Here is a 19,884-nt window from a genome sequence, read left to right as displayed (position 1 = left end):
GAAGCATCAGGCCTTATTCCATCATGTCCCAACGGTGATAGACAACCACCGTGCCCCCATAACGATAGGAGAGTGTCCTGCCATCTCTGGAGAGAGCGTAATCCGCCGTGATTTCCACCTTGCCATTCCTTTTGACAACAAGGTGGTAATTGTCATCATCGACTTTTGTAAAATACACGACATTGAACGGGATCGCGCCGCCCTGGCTGTGATACTCGATGCCGGGCGTGCCATCGACCTGAGCAGCCCAGTGCCCGGAACTGAACTGGCCCTTGGCATTCAGCGTCATGAAGGAGACAAGGACCTTTCCCCCCTCCGTATAGGAAAAGAACCGCAGCGCCTTGCGCGGTGGCGGGTCGGTGTAATGCGAGGCGGCAATGTCAGCTTTCCACGGCCCGAGCAGCGCGGCGGACACCTGCTCGCGCGCATCGGTGCCACGCCATGCTTCTTCCGCCGCCCTGGCGGCTGGTGCTCCCGACATCATGGCCACAACCAGCAGGCCCATCGCGGCCCCGGGCCAGCGTGACCTGAACACGGTGGAGAAATATTTCCTGTACATGTGCATTCTGCTCCATGCCACGACAGGAGACAACAATAGGGTCGCCCATCGTGGATATGACTATATCCTGTTATAGTAACCGTAATTATGGGGCACCATTTCTTCTACCGCGCGCCAGGCCTGATCGATGGCGGTATTGCACAGGTCCTGCCCCGAGGCATCGCTATTGGCGATGGAGATCCGGCCAAACTGGCGGCGGGCGATCTCGCAGGGCTGCTCACCCGTCGGGCTGGGCGGATCAAACAGCGAATTCTGCGCCATGGCAAAACCATGCGGCCAGCGATTGACGGTAATGCCCACAATGTCACGCGCAGCATCAAACCCATAGGGGCCAAGCGCATCATTCATCTGGGTGCGCACGGCGCGTTCAAAAACCGCGAAGGGTGTCTGGAGCAGGCCCATCCTGACCATCCTGAACTGCTGCTGCATGGTCAGGTTGTCGGGCATGTCGGTGCCCATGATGGCGCGTGTCATGGTTTCGTTATTGAGAATTCCGGAATTGGTCCCGGTCATGAAGATAACGATAACGCCCTTGCCGGGGTCCATATCCGGCACCCCATCATCCTGCGCCCACGGCACAGATAGGGCAAAACTGCCAAAGAAGCCGGTTGGTGTATCCACATGCGTCACCCCGGCCTTGCGGAAGGCCTCCCAGTTGCGGATCAGGACGGTGGTTATCTGGTTGGCGGCGCGCACGGCCTTGTGCTGGGCGGCTTTCTGTTCTTCGGGCATTTCGGGGCAAAGATAGGGGATCATGTTGTTATTGCCCGCCAGAATGACATTCTTCGCCATTACGCGGCTGCATTTGCCATCACGCATGTAATCCACTGCGACCGGGCGCGTTTCGGGTTCAAACAGCCCCACCGGGGCCACTCCGACATGCTGGACACGCACCACAATACTGTTGAGCCGGATGCGGGCCGGGGCCTTCGGGCGGTCAAGCATGTCATAGCGCAGCCGCACCGTTTCCAGCGACTGCCATGTGCCCTGCGGCAGGGATTGCGGCACGAGTTCGCGCACCATAAGCCGCGCCAGATCCGAATTGCCTGCGGGCATATGAAAGTCAGCCGCCTCGTCCTCCGGGGCCTCGGGCGAATAGGGCGCGCGCGCCACCCCCAGCGTTGAAAAACCCGGGGCATAGCGGAAATAGGCAAACCAGGCGCTGGCGGCGGTCTTGCTCATGCACCACACGCCCGGTAGCCACGGCAGGCTCTCGGGGGCTACCTTCACGTAATCCAGCAGGTACTGCTTGTATGTTATGGATTGCAGGCGCGCGATTTTCTGCGCCGTGGTCATGCCCGCCATATAATCGACCGTGCCGTGATAGACCGCGGCGAGATCCTGGCGCACGCGCTGCGGCAGATGCGCAGCCTTGAGGAACTCGGGCGTTGGCGCGGTAAAACGGACATGCGGGTAAAGCCGCCCGTCGCCCCCGCTGCCACGCGACAGAAAGGTTGCAGGCCGCATGCCCAACGCGGCGAAAGGGCTGGTTTCCTTGCGTTTGATCGTAAAATCGGCGCCAAGGCTTTTGACGAATGCCTTTGCCTGATCCGTCCACTGATCGGGCGCGACAAAATAGGCCGAGCCCCCGGTGGTCATGAGCGTGCGCCCATCACTGACAAACTCGTTGCGCTTGGCATGCCCCCCGAAATCGTCATGATTGTCGAGCACCAGAACCCGCGCCTCCGGCCCGAAGCGCCGACGGTAGAAACAGGCCGCGGCAAGCCCGCTCAGCCCGCCGCCAACCACCACAAGGTCATAGGTTTCGCCGGTCGGGACCGGAGCAGGATAAGCCATGCCATCACGGCGGCCATGCGCGGCCTCGAACGCACCGGGATGGGCGCCGCGCATGCCCTCGCGCAATGGGGGATAGGTCGCGGCATCCGCAATCGGGCCCGCGTAATTGCTCAGGGCTGCCTGCACGCTCTCGGGTGTGGCGGCCTGGCTCGCGCCCGATCGGGTCATGGCAGCGCCAAGCGCGGTTGCGCCAAGGCCATGAATGAGATCACGCCGTGAAATCGCGGCGCCCATGCCCAGTCGTTTATCGCTGCTTTTCATACATGACCTCAACACCTGGGATATCGGGAAATGATGACAGGGAAACGGGCCTCAGCCTTCGGCCATCTCTTTCCTGTGGGCCTCGGCGAGTTCCGCCATGGAATTGAAGCGGAAATCAATGTTCGGCATCGCACCGGGGTCCATCGTCGCCCCGAACCCGTCCTGCGCATGGCGGCGGTAGATCCAGCACGAGGCCAGCCCCGCCTTGTTGGCAGGCTGATGGTCGTGGAACAGGCTTTCCGCCGTGTGCAAGACATCTGACGGCCCCAGCCCGAGGTCGGCAAGATATTCGAGCATGTATTCAAAATTGCGCATGGACGGCTTGTACGACCCGATATCCTCGGCGGTGTAGATGCCATCAAACACGACATTCAGCCGCGCATTGCTGCCACTGAAGGAACGGGCATCAACATTGGACAGGATCACCAGCCTGAAATGCTGTTTGAGATACTGAAGCGCTTCGGTGCTATCGGGGAATGCAGGCCAGTTCGGAACGGACTGCCCGTAATCCTGCGCTTCGGAAATGGTATGCGGCACGCCCCACTCCTCAGCAAGGCGGCGATAGACACTGGCCAGAATGGCCGGATAGGGGCGGCCGGGAGTCCATTTCTGCTGGCGGGACTCATATTTGGCATGTGCCTGCAGGATGGCATCGCGGCTGAGCGGCGTCCTGAGGCGTGATGTCAGGGGGGTCAGGGCGTTGATGATGCCCGTTTCCCAATCAATCAGGGTGCCGTAACAGTCAAAGGTCAGAACCTTGAAGTCTTTTAATTTCATCATGCGCTCCATCATTTCGAAAAATGCATCATGCCTCCGGGGCTGACCGGAAGCATAAAGTAACCTTACTTTAAGCTCATGTACATTTTACGATATGTAATATGATATATATTGAATTGATGATCCTGTTTCATTCAATCCCTTCATGAAGCCAGTTGAAGCACAAGCGTTTCATTAACGATACGATGACACACCTGCCATGCACCATTTGATTATATTTCGATGTAAAAACGATATTCCATGTCGTCCCGGCTCATGAAACAGCAGAATATGGGGCATTGCGCATGCAGCCTGCACATGCCGTGCGGGAGCAGGGCTTGATCCTGGCATCATGATCTCCATTTTCATGACAGAAGACCGTGTATATGACACAGGCACGGACAAGCCGATCATGACTGGACTGGATCATACCCGATGCCCCGCATTCTGATTGCCGCAGGCGTGCTTCTTGTGGCCGCAGGCCTGTTCTGGCCTTTCCTGTCGCGCCTGCCCTTTGGCAGGCTACCGGGCGATATTCTGATACAGCGGCCAAATTTCACCCTTTATATGCCAATAACGAGTGGCCTGCTCATCAGCCTCCTTGTTTCGTGCATCCTGTGGCTCATGCGGCGCTAGGCGCACAGGCGCAATGCCTTGGCTTTTGCCCTATCCGGCCCGGGCAGAACGGCGCAAAGCGCTGAAAATCATGTGGTGTTCAGCATTATATTCCTAGTTCGTAATGATAGGCATGATTCATGAAGGACTTGCCTTCAGATAATGGGATGCCGCTGAATTACAGCAATCGCGGCAAGGAGTGCTGACATGAAATCATGGCCTGAAGTACTGACATTTGATGTGGTTGGAACCCTGATCGATTTTGAAAGCGGTATGGTGGACTTCATCCACGCCCATTGTGGCGCAGCTGGGCAGGCCATGGACCGCGAGGCCTTTCTCGCCGCCTATGGCGCAGCGCATGACCGTGCAGGCACGCTCCTGTTTCCTGATGATATGGTGCCCGTCTATCACATCCTGGCCGAACAGTTTGACCTGCCGCGCGATGACGCCATCGCCCAGGCCTTTGCGCAGGATGCCCGCAACTGGAAGCCCTTCCCCGATACGGTCGCGGCCCTGAAGCGGCTTTCGAAGCATTTCAAACTGGTAGCCATGACAAACTGCCAGCGCTGGGCATTTGCCGGGCTGGAAAAGTCTTTGGACTATCCTTTTTTTGATACCGTTACGGTAGATGATGCGCTGTGTGAAAAGCCGACCCCGGAATTCTTTGCCTTTACGCGCGGACGCCTCAGCCGTGACGGTATTGTAAAGGACAAGATCCTGCATGTAGCCCAGAGCCAGTTCCATGATATCGGCATTGCGCGGGAAATGGGCTATTGCGTATGCTGGATCGAACGCCGGCAGGGCCTGGAAGGCTATGGTGCGACCATTGCTGTAGAAGAAGCCACCATTCCTGATTATCACTTTGCCACGTTAGCCGAACTGGCTGACTTCATGGATGAAAAAGCTTCTGTCTCCGCCATGGCATAAAAGAGCATTCGGGCGCCGCCTGTGTTTGGCAAAGGCGGCGTCAAACAGCATCCTTCCCAATGAATAAGACAACTCAATTCCCCGCATGCGCACTGATTGGGGAAACAGGGTGCAGGAAAATCATACCAGAAATTGGCAAAGCTGTTCGTAGCCAGCAAAGTGACCATACATGCAGTGCGCCAGAACTGACATTTTCCTGCGCCCATAGAGCACTTCGGGAGGGAAAGACATTTTACCTGCAGGAAGCTACTTAAAGTCTGTAGACTTAAAGTGTTCTTTACTCAACGATGCTACAATCATGAGTAACCAAGAAACAGACGGCAAGAAGCTTAGATATATAATTGCTTCAAATGTTAAGCGGTTACGCTTGACCATGGGGCTATCTCAAGAAGAGCTTGCTTATATTTGTGGATACCATAGAACATACATTGGTTCAGTTGAGCGATCTGAAAGAAATATAACGTTATCAACATTGGAATCACTTTCCAATGCTTTAAATGTATCGCCATCACACCTATTAGAGATTAAACATGACTGATATTAACAGCATAAAAAAAACACCAGCATCATCTCTGGATCCGAAAATGCGCAAACTTTGCGAGAGTGTTCAGGCAAAACGTGCTCGTGCTGTAATAGATCGTATTCTTGAAAACGGTTTCATAACCAATGAACAATTAAGTACTGAATATAATCACCCACCAAGAGCAATCAGGGATGTTCGGGAAAACGGTATTCCTCTAATAACACATAGCGTTATTAAACCAGGTACCAAACGCCGTATGGGCGTATATACATTTGGTGATGCCGCCGATATTGTTCATGGTCGCATTGGTGGGCGGAAAGCATTTCCAAAAAAGTTAAAGCAAGACCTAATCGCGTTGCATGGTTCTCGTGATGCCATCACTCATACACTTCTACCAGAAGCCTGCCTGCAGATAGATCATCGAATTCCCTATGAGATTTCTGGTGATGACGGCTCTTTTGATCCATCGTTATTCATGCTGCTGGATGCCTCATCAAACCGCCAGAAAAGTTGGGCTTGTGAGCACTGTCCCAATTTCTCAGGCGCGCGCTCTCCTGATTTTTGCAAATCGTGCTTCTGGGCGTTTCCTGAACACTATACGCATATTTGTGGAGAGCCATGCAGGCGTATTGACCTAATATGGAGCGGTCAGGAAACCCTTATTTATGATCATCTGGCACAACAGGCTGTCAATGATGGAATTTCACTGGCTGACCTTATCAAACGCAAACTAAACGAATAGTCGCTCCTGCGCTGGTTTGGGCCGGTAGATATCAGCATCCTGTGCATTCAGGGACCGGGAAACATAAAGGCTCTCGATGGTTTCTGCGACTTTTCCACTAATGGTTGCCTGGGATGAACGACCAGCATGGATAGCCAGGCGGTCAGCATTAACGGTGGGCGGCAACGGTTCCCCGTAAACCTTATCACCCATCTGACCATCATATGACAGGATATAAGGAACGGATTGTGCATCCAGGTGATGCAGTCCTTCTATAAGACGTTCCCGTTCCAGGCCGGAAGCATATCTCTTGTCCGTTCCATAGGTTGTTCCATGATATGGCGGATCCATATAGATCAGGTCATTACTTGACGCGCCGTTTACGCAGCCCAGAAAATCACCATGAAATGTGGTTGTCCGGCCTTTAAGCAACCGACTTGCAGCGTGAACTGTGCGTGTCAGGCGATCAGGCTTCATTCCCGTGCGCCGCTTATCGGCGGACTGCGTGAATTTCCCTTCCTTATTGAATCTGACAGCATTTTTAACACATCGCGCAATCAGATACAGCAGAAGAACGGGATCACTGTTTTCATTGTATTGGGCACGTACATCATTGAAGTGAGAGAGCCCCACCTCAAATTGAGCCTGCCAGACTTCGGCATATCTTTCAGAGAGTTCCGAAGGGGTCTCGATAATGAGTTTCCATAATTCAACAAGCGGGCCGTAACAATCACCAATGATAAATCGATCAGCCAGATCATGGGTTGCTGCAAACAACGTAATGGCTGCAGATCCCGCAAACGGCTCATAAAGTGTTCCTACTTTCTGCGGGAACAAACTACAGATACGCGGCGCCAGGGCGCGCTTGCTGCCCTGATACGGGATTGGCTGGATAGAGAGGGGCTGCCTGATCATGACCCGCAGTATGCTACTTGAAGTCGTCATCAATCAAGAGAGAAAACACCTGGTAATGTCGGCCATATGCCCGTACCTGCAGAACAGGCAGAAATCTCCTGTTTTAACCCTCAAGAGCCGGTTCTGGAGATCAGCATTCCTGAAAAGCCTTTCTGTCACGACCGGTTTCACACCCATGCACCCGCGCGAACAGAAATCGGACTTTCCCATCAATGCCTCCTCTCCTCATTTTCAGGAGGCCGGGCGTCGGGAAATGCAGGGGTTATTCATTTATTATTGCGCAGGATTTTTTACGGGCATCTGAACAAGCTGCAACTGTGGCGTCGTGCCGCCCTGCCAGGTGTTGGCGCCCGCCACAATCTGTGGCGTCGGGATATCGGCACGGTTCTCTTTTTCGCTCCGGGTGGAAATATCGAAACGCCTGTCCCGGTCATCCAGAAGGGACTGACGGATCTGACCGTCTTTGGTAAAGCCCATCATCAACTGGGGAATGCCCAGAGGCAGTTCATTGTCCCGGTCGATCTGCCAGGTGTGCCATGTCTTGCCGTACGTGGTGACGAGATCGGCCATGAAAGCATGCTCGCCCATATCGGGCACGCCGGGTGCGACAAGCATGCCGGATTTTACCTCGTAATGATGGCTATGCCATAATTTCTTTTCTTCTTCAGGGAGTGTCCTGAATATTTTTTCACTGACAATGTATTCAATGCCGATCAACCTGGCATTTTTCTGGTTGGCTTCATAAATCACGCATTGATGGAAACCCTCGCTCAGATGCGTGCAGAAATGGTTGGCCTCCACCTGACGGCCCAGATCATCGGCATAGAAATGGAAACCGCTCAGATACGCGCTCATCGCATCAATCGGTTTCTTGACCTGTAGCGTATCCGCCGCCACGTCGAGCATATCGCTGCGCAGGGATGTGGGGCCGCCGGGAACAGGAGCCAGCTTTTTGTCCGCCGCACCGGCCCTGCGCCCTGCAATTGCCGAAAGGGGTGCCGCAACAAGGGTTGCAGCCAGCGTGCGGCTGAAACATCGGCGGCAGGTGAAGTTATGAAGGAACGACATGGCCTGTCCTTTCATGCACATGAAGCATGTTCCGTGCCGCTATAAAGCGCCTCTGTCCGCTGAAGTTTCATGGAGGATACCGTGCGCATTACCCGGCCGGTTTATGGCGGGATACCGGGCCATAAAAACAGGACATGCAAGGAATAAAGACACATCCTGCATGTCTTCTGGTGAAGGCGGCTCTGAAGCGGGCGGTAACAGTTTTTGCAGCAGCGGCGATCCGCGCCCGGGGTGGCCATGATGGCGACACGATCATAAAATCATTTTTTATTCGATACAGAATGGCTTTGTATTCCGAATATATAAATCACCAAAAATATAAGATAAGTAAATTATTCACGAACTTGTGTTATTCATGAATTAAATCTTTCTTACTCGTACACCGATACACACTGTGTTCCTGATAGCCGCGCCCGTGGCCATAAGGCCCCCGGGAAGGGAGTGCAGATAATGTGTGTCATCACGACATGCGCCAAGAACGAGAATAAGTCTGCAATAACATGGAACAACTTTCCTGCCCATATCAGGCTTCTGGCCGTTACGGTGGGAATGCTGTTCGCCGGTTGCATGCTTACTTCCGAAGTATTGGCCCAGACAGAAACCGCCAAGACCGCCTTTACAACCCATTACGAGCCTGCCGCCTTTCCCATGACAGAAAGCGGACAGGTGGCCATCGGTCCCCTCGTGCCCATGCTGACAGCCACCCCACACCTGCTTGGAGACTGGGGCGGCATACAGCCGTGGCTGACAAATCGGGGCATATTCCTCAATGTTACCGTCAATGAAGAATATATGGGCAATATTACCGGTGGCAAACAGCGCGCCAACGTGCTGGCCGGTCAGGTCGCCGGCGCGCTGGACATAGACTGGCAACGCCTGGCAGGGATTCCCTCCTTCTGGACCCATATGCTGGTCGTCAACGGGCACGGAAGCAACCTGTCCAACGCCATAGGGGATTCGGTCACCAATCCTGAAGAAATATATGGCGCACGCGGCAACGTGGTTGCCCATCTGGTGGACATGTATGCCGACAAGGGCTTCCTGCGTGACCGCATCATCCTGTCGGTTGGTGTCATACCGACAGGAAGTTTTTTCAATCAGGATTATCTTGTCTGTTCGTTCATGAACGTATCGGTATGCGGCAATCCCGCACCCTCAAAATACGTGCCGGGCGGACGGGACTGGCCTTCAGGCAACCTCGGCGCGGTCCTGCGGGTGCGCCCCACGTTGCGGACCTACATCATGGGCGGCATCTTTGCCGTCAGCCCCCATGCCTATAATGGCGGTATATCCGGCTGGGCGCTGGGGCAAGACGGGCTGGGAAAGCTTTCATCCCAGGTCGAGATCGGATGGAGCCCCTCCTTTGGCAGGCATCACCTGCTGGGGCATTACAAGATCGGATACTGGTATGACAATTCCCGTTATCCCAACCTGTATGCCGACATAAACGGCAATTCGTTCCAGGCGACGGGCCAGCCGCGCCGGTATGAAACCGGCATGAACGCGGCATGGCTCATGTTCAACCAGATGATCCACCGCAGCGGAGACGGGCTGGCGAACGGCCTGATCGTGATCGGGGGCGTTGATTACACACAGGGCAGCCAGGTCGCCATGCGCGATCATGAATGGATCGGCCTGCTGCAAAGCGGCACACCCTGGGGCCGCCCGCTCGATCAGATAGGCGTCATGTTCCAGTATATGGAAATGAGCCACACCGTGGCCCTGCAGCAGGAATCCTCGCTTGCGCTCGGCCTGCCCTACCTGCCCAATCAGTGGGGAGCCGTTTACGGCATACAGAGCCATGAAAATGTATGGGAAGCCTTCTACAGCATCCACGTCGCCCGTGGCACGGCCTTCCAGCCTGATTTCCAGTATCTGCAGCGCCCGGGGGCTACAACCACCTTCCACGATGCGGCGGTGATCGGCTTCCAGTTCACCACCAATCTGTAAATCCTGCCGTACAGTAAAAAAACAGAACATATGAAGCGTTACTGTAAATAATAAAAAGGAATGCAGCATGACGGAATACGTTGGCGCAATAGACCAGGGCACGACCAGTTCCCGCTTCATGATCTTCGATCGGAAGGGAACCGTGGTTTCCGTTGCGCAGAAGGAGCATCGCCAGATCTATCCCAGGCCCGGCTGGGTTGAACACGATCCCTTGGAAATTCTTGAAAACACGAATGAAATGATTGGTGCGGCCATGGCCCGCGCCAATCTGGGCGCGGCCAGCCTGGTATCGGTCGGGATCACCAACCAGCGCGAGACCGCCGTGCTATGGGACAGGACAACAGGCCAGCCGCTGCATAACGCCATCGTATGGCAGGACACCCGCGTGGACCAACTCGTCAGCGACTATGCCCATGACGGGGGGCAGGACCGTTTCCGTGCCATTACGGGCCTGCCGCTGGCAAGCTATTTTGCGGGGCTGAAACTGCGTTGGCTGCTCGATAACGTGGAAGGCGCACGCGAGAAAGCCGAAAGCGGGCAGGCCCTGTTCGGTACGATAGACAGCTGGCTTTCATGGAACCTGACGGGTGGGGTGAAGGGGGGCATTCACATTACCGACGTGACCAACGCGTCACGCACGCAACTCATGAACCTGAAAACCTGCGCGTGGGATGAGGACATGCTTGCAGCCTTTTCCATTCCCGCTGCCTGCCTGCCGCGCATTGTTCCGTCCTCACAGGTTTACGGCACGATCGTCATTCCCAGCCTGCAGGGCACGAAGCTTGCCGGCATTCTGGGCGACCAGCAGGCGGCCCTTGTAGGACAGACCTGTTTTGCACCGGGGGAAGCCAAGAATACCTACGGCACCGGCTCGTTTTTGCTGATGAATACCGGCACCGAGCCGGTCCAGTCCAAAGCAGGACTGCTGACAACGGTCGCCTACCAGTTTGGCACGGAAGAACCACGCTACGCGCTGGAAGGTTCCATTGCCATTACGGGCGCTCTGGTACAGTGGCTGCGCGATAACCTGAAGCTGTTTGATCTGGCCACACAGATCGAACCGCTGGCCCGCAGCGTGGCGGATAATGGCGGGATCTATATCGTCCCCGCCTTTTCGGGCCTGTATGCGCCATACTGGAAGGAAAATGCCCGTGGGGTCATTGTGGGGCTGACCCGCTATGTCACCCGCGCGCATTTTGCCCGCGCAACGCTGGAGGCCACGGCCTATCAGGTGCGCGATGTGGTCGCCGCCATGGAGGAAGACAGCGGCATCATCCTGAGCAGCCTGAAAACGGATGGCGGCATGGTGGCAAACGAACTGCTGATGCAATTCCAGGCCGATATCCTGAATGTGCCGGTCGTGCGCCCGAAAGTGGTGGAAACCACAGCACTCGGCGCGGCCTACGCTGCTGGCCTGGCCGTGGGTTACTGGAAAAACATCGATGACCTGCGCGCCAACTGGGAAGTGGACCGCACCTGGCAGCCCACCATGCCGCCGGAACAGCGCAGCCGCTACCTGGGCTGGTGGAAGAAGGCAGTACAGAAATCCTTTGACTGGGCAGAATGAGCCCTCTGAGCACATATAAGGAAACAGGCCAATGAACAGGGAATTCCTGGGTGAGCTGATTTCTGAAGCACTTGCCGTATTCATCATCATCGCCTTCGGTGATTCCGTGGCGGCGATGTATCTCCTCTATGATCCCAGTCCTTACCTGCAGTCCTACTGGGGGGTGTGCATTGTATGGGGACTGGGGGTGACTGTTGCCATCTATGCCACCGGATCCGTATCGGGCACGCATGCCAACCCGGCGGTTACCCTTGCGCTGGCAACCTATCGCGCCTTTCCATGGAAAAAAGTGGTGCCCTACTGGATTGCGCAGATCGTGGGTGGCTTTGTGGGGGCAGGGCTGGTTTACGCACTGTATTACCCTGTCATCAACCACTTCAATGACATCCACCAACTTGCACGCGCGGGCGGCGGTGGGGCGGGGGTATTTTTTACCGCACCTGGGCCGGGCATAACCATATGGCACGCCTTCAGCGATGAAATCATCCTGACCGCCATACTGGTATTCGGCATTTTCGCCATTACCGAACAGTATAATGAAATGGCGCCCGGCGCCAATTTTGGTGCGCTGATCATAGGCTTTCTTGTCGCGGCCATCGGTGCTTCCATGGGGTATCTCGAAGCATGGGCCATTAACCCGGCCCGTGATTTTGGCCCGCGCCTGTTCGCCTATATTGCCGGGTGGCATGAAGCCGCCCTGCCCGCAACTGGTCATTACTGGTGGGTGCCCGTTGTCGGGCCGCTGATCGGGGGGCTGGTGGGGGCCACAGCCTATGAATATCTGGTCTTCCCCTTCCTACCCGCACAACTGCGTGCACAGAAGGCACTGCAAAGCAAGGTCGACGCGGAAAGCATTATCATAGGGGAGTAGGGGTTTCCCCATTGAGAGACCTTGCTGGCACAGCCTGCTTTCAGGTCTGGGGGTACCGCGCCCCTGCATATGGATTATTTTCAGAACGCAAAAACCCCGCCTTTGAGGGGCGGGTTTTTTGTTTGGCATTATGATGTTTGGTCTAGTTGCGGGGGCACGCAAGCGCCGATTCGCACATTCACTTCAGGCGGCAATATAATTGCGCGGTATCAGAAGCTTAACACTTTAAATCAGGACAGATGCTCGGCTTACCTCCGCTAAAGCGTTACCGCGCGGTCGAGGGAATGGCCGTTCGCAGGACGCCGTTGCGGCCGGCCCTAATCCCGACGGATCAGTTCGCGCACATATTCGCTGCTGGTCCCAAAGCCCCACCCGACGACTTGCTCGTCGACGAAGCTTTTCATGGCCTCCGGGAGCAAGATGTTCATCGTGCTCATGTCGGCAACCTATTCGTTAATGGCAAAAATTGGCAAAAAAATTACACCCTCAATTGCCCATCCGCTGTGCGGCGCACATAACGCCGTGGGCCTTACTCAGGGCGGAGGTTCTCAATTGATCCGCATTTTGATAGTCTGAGATGCGGATCGAGAGGGGCGGCGATCTATCTCTCTGATCTCAATCGTTAACGGGGGGAACCATGGCAACTGAAAAACGTAAATATCGTATTGTCGGCGCTCGACCGTTAGGAGCTACCAATCACATTAACTCTGAATTCCATATGTATCGCTGGGGAAAACTTCCGAGCGAGCAGGAATTTCGTTGGCACGATCATCAATGGAAAAGTATCAAAGAGGTTGAGAGCATCATAAACGAAGGCCATGAAGTGATGACTGGCAAATATTTCAACAATAAACACATCGAGGATGGCTCGCGCGTTGAATTTGTACTTCGGGTGACCACCAACGGTGGAAAGCATAAAATCGGAAGCCTTCCAGATAAATGATAAAAGCGGATTGAAACATGTCCAGTTGGACACTTCGACCAACATCGTTTGAATGGCCGCTACATTTGCGACACATGGTGTGGTGAAAGACGACAAGATGCACGTCACCGTAAGGTTGACCGACTGCATGCAGTTGACCAGTTTTGGCACTGGCAGACGTTCAAGAATCTGGCACCGAATAACTTGAGCGTGCATTCGACGTACCGCCGGATCTGCCGGAGGCGCAGGTAGTCTCCTCAGCTTCTACCCCGATGGCGCCACTTATTCGCACGACGTGTCGCGCATAGGGTTCGCGGCAGCCGTCTCGATGACGATGCCATCATGCTAGAACGTCGTGTTGTCACCAGCTTGTCAGACGACGAACCCGAGGAAGAGAACCTGATCGTGAAGACCGGAGTCGACGGCAAGCTACGCTATTTTTCTAAGGCGAGATATGAGGAAGCCGAGGAATGCGGGGTGGTCTATGATGGGCGAGGCGACACCTTCTATATCGATTGCGTCGAACCATGCGAGAAATAGGCGCGAGCAAGATCAAGGTTAAAGGCCGCCGTCACTTTGGAGAATCGCGAGATTATCCAGTCAGGCCGGACCAAAATGACGGATCCTAATAGTGGTGGTGTTGATTTTCACTGAGAACTGACCCGGGTTTTTCATCAGGAATTGACCCAGCCAGATGCTATTTCAGGCATAGTGAGGCGGGCGGTCAAGAAGAGGATCTGTCCTTTTTGTTTTTTGACGCGGCGGTGCTGGCGCGGAACCTGTAGCTGTCATTTCCTGTCTCGAGGATATGACAGTGATGGGTCAGCCGATCGAGGAGCGCCGTCGTCATCTTCGGGTCACCAAAGACATCACCCCATTCACTGAAGCTGAGATTGGTTGTGATGATGACACTGGTGCGCTCGTAGAGGCGGCTGAGCAGATGGAACAGCAGGGCGCCCCCTGATGCACTGAAGGGGAGATAACCGAGTTCATCAAGGATCACGAGATCCAGGCGGAGCAGCCTGTCGGCAATCTGCCCGGCCCGGTTGGCGATCTTTTCCTGTTCGAGCGCATTGACCAGGTCGACCGTTGACCAGAAGCGCGCCTTCTTGCGGTGATGGGTGATCGCCTGGATGGCCAGCGCGGTCGCCAGGTGGGTTTTCCCGGTTCCCGGGCCACCGATCAGCACGACATTTTCAGCACGCTCGATGAAGTCCCCGCCATGGAGCTGGCGGATCATGGGCTCGTTGACCTGCGTATCGGCAAAGGAGAACCCGGACAGGTCCTTGTAGGCGGGGAACCGGGCGGTCTTTGTCTGGTAGGCGATGGAGCGGACTTCGCGTTCGGCCAGTTCCGCCTTCAGGAGCTGCGAGAGGATGGGGATGGCCGCCTCGAAGGCGGGCGCGCCCTGCTCGATGAGGTCGGCCGTGGCCTGGGCCATGCCATACATCCGCAATCCACGGAGCATGACGACAAGTGAAGCAGCAGCAGGATCATGACGCATGGCGGCTGTCCCTTCGCAGGATGTCATACCGCCCTGTATCGGCGCACGGTTCGTGTGCGAGCACCAGGGCCTGTGGGGCATCAAGCCGGGGAACCACGGTTCTCTTGGCATCGATCAGGCGATGAAGCGTATTGAGAACATGGGTCTTGGTCGCCACGCCGTCTTCAAGTGCCAGTTCAACCGCGCAGAGGACAGCCTGCTCATCATGCTGCAGCACAAGGGCCAGGATTTCAGCCATTTCCCGGTCGCCTCCAGGCCGCCTGAGCAGTTGATCCTGCAGGGTCCGGAAGGCGGCTGGCAATTCGGTAAACGGCGCGCCATTGCGCAGGGCGCCCGGTTTGCGCTGGATGACCGCCAGATAATGCCGCCAGTCATACACCGTGCGGCCTGGCACACCATGCGAACGCGTGATGATCCGGTCATGCACGCACAGAACCTGCCCTTCGGCGATAATGCGTAGCCTGTCGGGATAAACCCGCAGGCTGACCGGACGATTGGCAAAGGAGGCCGGCACGCTGTAGCGATTGCCTTCGAACTGGATCAGGCAGGTTGGTGAGACGCGCTTGGTCTGTTCGACAAACCCGTCAAAGGGCCGCCCCGGGATCATGAGGTGGGGACGTTCGCTGGCATGGACCTCGGAGACGCTGTGCGGCAATTCAGCATGCTGCAGCCGTTCCCAACAGTCCAGGCAGCGGGCTTCCAGCCAGGCGTTCAGCGCCCCCAGATCAGGAAAGGCAGGCAGATCCTGCCAGATCTGGCGCCGGGCATCCTGCACGGTCTTCTCGATCTGCCCTTTCTCCCATCCGGCTGCCGGATTGCAGAAGGTCGCCTCGAACAGATAATGGCTGGCCAGGGCCATGAAGCGCAGATTGACCTGACGTGCCTTGCCCGACCCAATCCGGTCCACGGCGGTCTTCATGTTGTCAAAAATACCCCGCCGCGGCACGCCACCGAGCACGCGGAAGGCCTCGGTAAGCGCATCGAAAAGCATCTCGTGGGTCTGCAGGGGATAGGCCCTGAGTATGAAGGCCCGGCTGAAGGACAGTTTGGTGTGGGCAACCTGCAGCTTGACGCGATGCCCGGCAATCACCGCCCAGTCCTCGCCCCAGTCGAACTGGAAGGCTTCCCCGGGCTGGAAGCACAGGGGCACGAAAACACCCCGACCCGTTGTCTGGCGTGCCTGGCGCTGTTCGTGTTTCCACTGCCGGATGAAAGCGGCCACCCGTCCGTAGGACCCATCATAACCCAGCGCCACAAGGTCTTCATGCAGTCGTCGCGCCGTGCGCCGGTTCTTGCGGGGGCGAGCGGCTTCCAGGACCAGCCATCCCCTCAGCCTGTCAGCAAACGGGTCCAGTCGGCTGGGACGTTCGGGAACCTGAAACCGTGGTTCAATACTCTGTGCCCGGAGATATTTCCGGATCGTATTGCGTGACAGTCCCGTCCGGCGTTCGATCTCGCGGATCGGAAGATGATCCCGGCAGTGCCACCGACGGATCACACTCAGAAGCTCCATGTCAATCACTCCTCAAACCCCCAGCAGATGCTGCCGGGGAGTGTGAAGGCATGGGTCAAATCTCGATGAAAATTTCCGCCCTACCCGGGTCAGTTCTCAGTGAAAATCAACAGGCCAACAGCAACGCCGTCAGAAGGGCGGCATAACAACAACCGGGTATAGCTTATCAAGCCCGCAAAACTGTCCGAACGGACGGGACCACCTCAACGATCAACGGGACATGTCGTGTCAGCCCGAGTTTCTGAAGAGCCTCATCGACCGGCCCTGCGGAGCGCCCACGGCGCGAGACGCTGATATGCGGAAAGGCCGCGAAGGTTTCGGGAGAAATATCCCTGGAGAAGATCGGGTGATCGTCACGGGCAAGCGCGATATGATGATCGCGGAAAATGGTTTGAAGCCGAACTTCTGGTCCCATTGCGCGGCTTGCACCGATGTCCAGGTCGATCCGCCCTTCCCGAAGCGCCTCATCATCGAACTCATGTTCCTGGGCGAAACGCAGGGTCGCGCGTGGGGCCTGATCAGCAAGAATATTGTATAGACCGGAGGCGAACGCCCCCGTGAAGCCGTCATTGGCCCGGATCGTGAAACGACGCTCAAGCCCGCCGGGATCGAACGCCGCATGAGCATTCAGCAGGGTATCCGCCTCAGCAAGAAGATGACGGATGCCCGCCTGAAGCTCCTTGGCGCGTTCCGTCGCAACCAGCCCGCGTCCAGCCCGCACCAGAATCTGGTTGTCCAGCATGTCACGGGCTCGGGCCAACAAGCGACTGACCGAAGGCGGGCTTGTCCCCAGACGTTCGGCGGCGAGCGTCACACTCTGGACTTCGATCAGGATATCCAGAGCGTGTAAGAGGTTCAGATCGGCTTTGGACATAAGGCTGACTTACCCAACGCGACGGCCAAACCCGTCGGCACAGCCTTTGTTGTCGCTTGTTTCATCCAATCATTGAAGTCATAAGGTAAGGATGCGTGCTTTTGTGAGCATCTCCGGGCCTTTTATGGGGCCGCGCATATACATCGCAATGGCGTCGCCCAAATCGCGACCTGAAGGCGGCATGACCGATTCGGGTCGTTCCCGGCCCTCTCGCGCCACACCCCGCGCGTCCGGCTGCTACGCGTGAATTCTCCACCGTTTGATTCCTATATGATTCCAGTCGGTGCACTGGAACGACAAAAGGCGGCTTGCGCCGCCTTTTAAGTCATTGATTTCGTTTGGTAATTTTGGTTGCGGGGGCAGGATTTGAACCTGCGGCCTTCAGGTTATGAGCCTGACGAGCTACCGGGCTGCTCCACCCCGCGGTTGTGGGGGAGACTGGAAGACCTGGCGGCGACTGACTTTCCCGTGCCTTAAGGCACAGTATCATGGGCGCTGGGGGTTTTCACGGCCGAGTTCGGGATGGGATCGGGTGGATCATTCCCCGCCATGGCCACCAGGTCATCGAGTCTCCCCGTATGGGGTTGGACTTGATGTGGATGGGTTGGTGTTTTTTGTATGACTATGTATTGAGAGTGGATGACTGCTGTGCATGTGTGTTGCCACGATTGTGGCGATGGAATGAGCCTATTGGGCGATTAGGACCAGTCAGCTGCACGCATTACTGCGCTTCCACACCTGGCCTATTGACGTGATGGTCTATCACGGCCCTTGGGGAGACCTTGTTTTGAGGTGGGTTTCCCGCTTAGATGCTTTCAGCGGTTATCCCGTCCACACTTAGCTACCCGGCTGTGCCGCTGGCGCGACAACCGGTGCACCAGAGGTATGTTCATCCCGGTCCTCTCGTACTAGGGACAAATCCTCTCAAGTCTCCAACACCCACGGCAGATAGGGACCGAACTGTCTCACGACGTTCTAAACCCAGCTCACGTACCACTTTAATCGGCGAACAGCCGAACCCTTGGGACCTGCTCCAGCCCCAGGATGTGATGAGCCGACATCGAGGTGCCAAACCTCCCCGTCGATGTGGACTCTTGGGGGAGATCAGCCTGTTATCCCTAGAGTACCTTTTATCCGTTGAGCGATGGCCCTTCCACGCGGGACCACCGGATCACTATGGCCGACTTTCGTCTCTGATCGAGCTGTCACTCTCACAGTCAGGCGGGCTTATGCCATTGCACTCGACAGCCGGTTTCCGACCGGCCTGAGCCCACCATCGCGCGCCTCCGTTACACTTTGGGAGGCGACCGCCCCAGTCAAACTGCCCACCATGCAGGGTCCCGGACCTGGCTAACAGGCCTCGGTTAGACATCAGAAACAGTCAGGGTGGTATTTCAAGGATGGCTCCACCGGAACTGGCGCCCCGGTTTCAAAGCCTCCCACCTATCCTACACAGAATGTCTCTGATGCCACTGCAAAGCTGCAGTAAAGGTTCATAGGGTCTTTCCGTCTGACCGCGGGTACCCCGCATCTTCACGGGGAATTCAATTTCGCTGAGCCGATGCTGGAGACAGCGGGGAAGTCGTTACGCCATTCGTGCAGGTCGGAACTTACCCGACAAGGAATTTCGCTACCTTAGGACCGTTATAGTTACGGCCGCCGTTTACCGGGGCTTCAATTCGGTGCTTGCACACCTCCTCTTAACCTTCCGGCACCGGGCAGGCGTCAGGCCGTATACGTCGTCTCTCGACTTCGCACAGCCCTGTGTTTTTACTAAACAGTCGCTACCCCCTGGTCTGTGCCACCCGCCGATGGTTGCCCACTGACGGGTCTTGCTTATCCCGAAGTTACGCAAGTAATTTGCCTAGTTCCTTCAGCATCGTTCTCTCAAGCGCCTTGGTATTCTCTACCAGTCCACCTGTGTCGGTTTCGGGTACGGTCTATATGCCAGAGCTATTTCCTGGAATACTCCAAAAGCCGGATCAATCCGATAAGACCCGACAACATATTGTATTCGTCACTTCTGGCAGGCCCGGGAATATTTGCCCGGTTTCCATCGACTACGGCTTTCGCCCTCGCCTTAGGGGCCGGCTCACCCTGCGCGGATTAACCTTGCGCAGGAACCCTTGGACTTTCGGCGACAGTGTTTCTCGCACTGTTTGTCGCTACTCATGTCAGCATTCGCACTTCCGATATCTCCAGAGAGGGTCACCCCGTCTCCTTCACAGACCTACGGAACGCTCCGCTACCGCGCATTCATAGAATGCACCCACAGCTTCGGCACGTGGCTTGAGCCCCGTTACATTTTCGGCGCAAGGTTTCTATTAGACCAGTGAGCTATTACGCTTTCTTTAAAGGATGGCTGCTTCTAAGCCAACCTCCTGGTTGTTTTGGAATCCTCACATCCTTTCCCACTTAGCCACGATTTGGGGGCCTTAGCTGGTGGTCTGGGCTGTTTCCCTCTCGACAATGGACCTTAGCACCCACTGTCTGTCTGCCGAGCTCATACTTCCGGGTATTCGGAGTTTGGTTAGGTTTGGT

General features: G+C 56.1%; 19 protein-coding genes, 1 tRNA gene and 2 rRNA genes (1 of these 22 cut by a window edge). 10 read left to right on the top strand and 12 right to left on the bottom strand.

The window, feature by feature from the left end; all coding sequences use genetic code 11:
- Positions 1-13: 13 nt before the first annotated feature.
- The 3 genes from R5N89_RS02490 to R5N89_RS02480 are packed head-to-tail and all read right to left on the bottom strand — an operon-like array spanning position 14 to position 3,397.
- Positions 14-559, bottom strand: a complete 546-nt coding sequence (locus tag R5N89_RS02490) for a hypothetical protein (RefSeq protein ID WP_110566983.1) — start codon at positions 557-559, stop codon at positions 14-16.
- Positions 560-619: 60 nt separating this feature from the next.
- Complete coding sequence (locus tag R5N89_RS02485) at positions 620-2,617, bottom strand: FAD/NAD(P)-binding protein (RefSeq protein ID WP_110566981.1); 1,998 nt, start codon at positions 2,615-2,617, stop codon at positions 620-622.
- A 51-nt stretch (positions 2,618-2,668) separates the two neighbouring features.
- Positions 2,669-3,397: a haloacid dehalogenase type II gene (locus R5N89_RS02480; protein WP_244192041.1), complete on the bottom strand. Its 729-nt coding sequence runs from the start codon at positions 3,395-3,397 to the stop codon at positions 2,669-2,671.
- 411 nt (positions 3,398-3,808) lie between these two features.
- On the opposite strand from R5N89_RS02480, the gene R5N89_RS02475 reads away from it, so the two are divergent.
- The 4 genes from R5N89_RS02475 to R5N89_RS02460 all read left to right on the top strand — a co-directional run bounded on the left by R5N89_RS02475 (position 3,809) and on the right by R5N89_RS02460 (position 6,180).
- Entirely contained in the window at positions 3,809-4,009 is a 201-nt protein-coding gene (locus tag R5N89_RS02475; protein WP_110566979.1) for a DUF2905 domain-containing protein, read from the top strand.
- 186 nt (positions 4,010-4,195) lie between these two features.
- The gene (locus R5N89_RS02470) at positions 4,196-4,915 is read left to right on the top strand and encodes an HAD-IA family hydrolase (protein WP_110566977.1); all 720 of its coding nucleotides are present in this window, start codon (positions 4,196-4,198) and stop codon (positions 4,913-4,915) included.
- Positions 4,916-5,213: 298 nt separating this feature from the next.
- Positions 5,214-5,453: a helix-turn-helix domain-containing protein gene (locus R5N89_RS02465; protein WP_110566975.1), complete on the top strand. Its 240-nt coding sequence runs from the start codon at positions 5,214-5,216 to the stop codon at positions 5,451-5,453.
- On the top strand, positions 5,446-6,180 hold the full coding sequence (locus tag R5N89_RS02460; protein ID WP_208624612.1) for a hypothetical protein: 735 nt from the start codon (positions 5,446-5,448) through the stop codon (positions 6,178-6,180). Before R5N89_RS02465 ends, R5N89_RS02460 begins: the two co-directional genes overlap by 8 nt.
- Here the strand turns inward: R5N89_RS02460 and R5N89_RS02455 are convergent.
- On the bottom strand, positions 6,169-7,074 hold the full coding sequence (locus R5N89_RS02455; protein WP_110566971.1) for a DNA adenine methylase: 906 nt from the start codon (positions 7,072-7,074) through the stop codon (positions 6,169-6,171). The two genes, R5N89_RS02460 and R5N89_RS02455, sit on opposite strands and share 12 nt — an antisense overlap.
- On the opposite strand from R5N89_RS02455, the gene R5N89_RS02450 reads away from it, so the two are divergent.
- On the top strand, positions 7,073-7,378 hold the full coding sequence (locus R5N89_RS02450) for a hypothetical protein (RefSeq protein ID WP_146220177.1): 306 nt from the start codon (positions 7,073-7,075) through the stop codon (positions 7,376-7,378). The genes R5N89_RS02455 and R5N89_RS02450 overlap by 2 nt on opposite strands.
- Here the strand turns inward: R5N89_RS02450 and R5N89_RS02445 are convergent.
- On the bottom strand, positions 7,348-8,142 hold the full coding sequence (locus R5N89_RS02445; protein WP_110566969.1) for an OBAP family protein: 795 nt from the start codon (positions 8,140-8,142) through the stop codon (positions 7,348-7,350). The two genes, R5N89_RS02450 and R5N89_RS02445, sit on opposite strands and share 31 nt — an antisense overlap.
- Positions 8,143-8,592: 450 nt before the next feature.
- Here R5N89_RS02445 and R5N89_RS02440 point away from each other — a divergent pair, with 450 nt between their 5' ends.
- From R5N89_RS02440 to R5N89_RS02430, 3 genes are all read left to right on the top strand, one after another.
- The gene (locus tag R5N89_RS02440; protein WP_110566967.1) at positions 8,593-10,092 is read left to right on the top strand and encodes a carbohydrate porin; all 1,500 of its coding nucleotides are present in this window, start codon (positions 8,593-8,595) and stop codon (positions 10,090-10,092) included.
- 67 nt (positions 10,093-10,159) lie between these two features.
- Positions 10,160-11,659: a glycerol kinase GlpK gene (gene glpK, locus R5N89_RS02435; protein WP_110566965.1), complete on the top strand. Its 1,500-nt coding sequence runs from the start codon at positions 10,160-10,162 to the stop codon at positions 11,657-11,659.
- 31 nt (positions 11,660-11,690) lie between these two features.
- The gene (locus tag R5N89_RS02430; RefSeq protein ID WP_110566963.1) at positions 11,691-12,530 is read left to right on the top strand and encodes an MIP/aquaporin family protein; all 840 of its coding nucleotides are present in this window, start codon (positions 11,691-11,693) and stop codon (positions 12,528-12,530) included.
- 317 nt (positions 12,531-12,847) lie between these two features.
- Here the strand turns inward: R5N89_RS02430 and R5N89_RS16350 are convergent, their stop codons facing one another.
- A complete protein-coding gene (locus R5N89_RS16350; RefSeq protein ID WP_408887032.1) occupies positions 12,848-12,967 on the bottom strand; it encodes a type II toxin-antitoxin system ParD family antitoxin in 120 nt (39 codons plus the stop codon).
- A gap of 200 nt (positions 12,968-13,167) precedes the next feature.
- Here R5N89_RS16350 and R5N89_RS02425 point away from each other — a divergent pair, with 200 nt between their 5' ends.
- Both R5N89_RS02425 and R5N89_RS02420 read left to right on the top strand, forming a co-directional pair.
- Positions 13,168-13,473: a hypothetical protein gene (locus R5N89_RS02425; RefSeq protein WP_146220176.1), complete on the top strand. Its 306-nt coding sequence runs from the start codon at positions 13,168-13,170 to the stop codon at positions 13,471-13,473.
- Positions 13,474-13,794: 321 nt separating this feature from the next.
- Positions 13,795-13,992, top strand: a complete 198-nt coding sequence (locus tag R5N89_RS02420) for a hypothetical protein (RefSeq protein ID WP_110566959.1) — start codon at positions 13,795-13,797, stop codon at positions 13,990-13,992.
- A 184-nt stretch (positions 13,993-14,176) separates the two neighbouring features.
- On the opposite strand, the gene istB is transcribed toward R5N89_RS02420, so the two are convergent.
- The 6 genes from istB to R5N89_RS02390 form a co-directional block, all read right to left on the bottom strand.
- Positions 14,177-14,956: an IS21-like element helper ATPase IstB gene (gene istB, locus R5N89_RS02415; RefSeq protein WP_087609052.1), complete on the bottom strand. Its 780-nt coding sequence runs from the start codon at positions 14,954-14,956 to the stop codon at positions 14,177-14,179.
- The gene (istA, locus tag R5N89_RS02410) at positions 14,946-16,469 is read right to left on the bottom strand and encodes an IS21 family transposase (protein WP_110570287.1); all 1,524 of its coding nucleotides are present in this window, start codon (positions 16,467-16,469) and stop codon (positions 14,946-14,948) included. Before istA ends, istB begins: the two co-directional genes overlap by 11 nt.
- Positions 16,470-16,635: 166 nt before the next feature.
- Positions 16,636-17,343 carry a LysR family transcriptional regulator gene (locus R5N89_RS02405; protein WP_110570279.1) on the bottom strand — a complete coding sequence of 236 codons (708 nt, stop codon included), beginning with the start codon at positions 17,341-17,343 and terminating at the stop codon, positions 16,636-16,638.
- A gap of 348 nt (positions 17,344-17,691) precedes the next feature.
- Positions 17,692-17,768, bottom strand: a tRNA-Met gene (locus R5N89_RS02400).
- Between the two features lie 20 nt (positions 17,769-17,788).
- Positions 17,789-17,904 (bottom strand): 5S ribosomal RNA (gene rrf / locus R5N89_RS02395).
- A 116-nt stretch (positions 17,905-18,020) separates the two neighbouring features.
- Positions 18,021-19,884, bottom strand: a 23S ribosomal RNA gene (locus R5N89_RS02390); it runs 877 nt beyond the window's last position.

This window comes from Komagataeibacter sucrofermentans DSM 15973 (assembly GCF_040581405.1).
GTDB lineage: Bacteria > Pseudomonadota > Alphaproteobacteria > Acetobacterales > Acetobacteraceae > Komagataeibacter > Komagataeibacter sucrofermentans.
This window is presented reverse-complemented; position numbering and strand designations above follow the sequence as displayed.

Coding starts and splice junctions, on each gene's coding strand:
- istB (WP_087609052.1), bottom strand. CDS start 14,956: ATGCGTCATGATCCTGCTGCTGCTTCACTTGTCGTCATGCTCCGTGGA.
- R5N89_RS02405 (WP_110570279.1), bottom strand. CDS start 17,343: ATGTCCAAAGCCGATCTGAACCTCTTACACGCTCTGGATATCCTGATC.
- glpK (WP_110566965.1), top strand. CDS start 10,160: ATGACGGAATACGTTGGCGCAATAGACCAGGGCACGACCAGTTCCCGC.
- R5N89_RS02430 (WP_110566963.1), top strand. CDS start 11,691: ATGAACAGGGAATTCCTGGGTGAGCTGATTTCTGAAGCACTTGCCGTA.
- R5N89_RS02420 (WP_110566959.1), top strand. CDS start 13,795: ATGCTAGAACGTCGTGTTGTCACCAGCTTGTCAGACGACGAACCCGAG.
- R5N89_RS02490 (WP_110566983.1), bottom strand. CDS start 559: ATGTACAGGAAATATTTCTCCACCGTGTTCAGGTCACGCTGGCCCGGG.
- R5N89_RS02455 (WP_110566971.1), bottom strand. CDS start 7,074: ATGATCAGGCAGCCCCTCTCTATCCAGCCAATCCCGTATCAGGGCAGC.
- R5N89_RS02450 (WP_146220177.1), top strand. CDS start 7,073: ATGACCCGCAGTATGCTACTTGAAGTCGTCATCAATCAAGAGAGAAAA.
- R5N89_RS02475 (WP_110566979.1), top strand. CDS start 3,809: ATGCCCCGCATTCTGATTGCCGCAGGCGTGCTTCTTGTGGCCGCAGGC.
- R5N89_RS02445 (WP_110566969.1), bottom strand. CDS start 8,142: ATGTCGTTCCTTCATAACTTCACCTGCCGCCGATGTTTCAGCCGCACG.
- R5N89_RS02425 (WP_146220176.1), top strand. CDS start 13,168: ATGGCAACTGAAAAACGTAAATATCGTATTGTCGGCGCTCGACCGTTA.
- R5N89_RS02480 (WP_244192041.1), bottom strand. CDS start 3,397: ATGATGAAATTAAAAGACTTCAAGGTTCTGACCTTTGACTGTTACGGC.
- R5N89_RS16350 (WP_408887032.1), bottom strand. CDS start 12,967: ATGAGCACGATGAACATCTTGCTCCCGGAGGCCATGAAAAGCTTCGTC.
- istA (WP_110570287.1), bottom strand. CDS start 16,469: ATGGAGCTTCTGAGTGTGATCCGTCGGTGGCACTGCCGGGATCATCTT.
- R5N89_RS02470 (WP_110566977.1), top strand. CDS start 4,196: ATGAAATCATGGCCTGAAGTACTGACATTTGATGTGGTTGGAACCCTG.
- R5N89_RS02485 (WP_110566981.1), bottom strand. CDS start 2,617: ATGAAAAGCAGCGATAAACGACTGGGCATGGGCGCCGCGATTTCACGG.
- R5N89_RS02465 (WP_110566975.1), top strand. CDS start 5,214: ATGAGTAACCAAGAAACAGACGGCAAGAAGCTTAGATATATAATTGCT.
- R5N89_RS02460 (WP_208624612.1), top strand. CDS start 5,446: ATGACTGATATTAACAGCATAAAAAAAACACCAGCATCATCTCTGGAT.
- R5N89_RS02440 (WP_110566967.1), top strand. CDS start 8,593: ATGTGTGTCATCACGACATGCGCCAAGAACGAGAATAAGTCTGCAATA.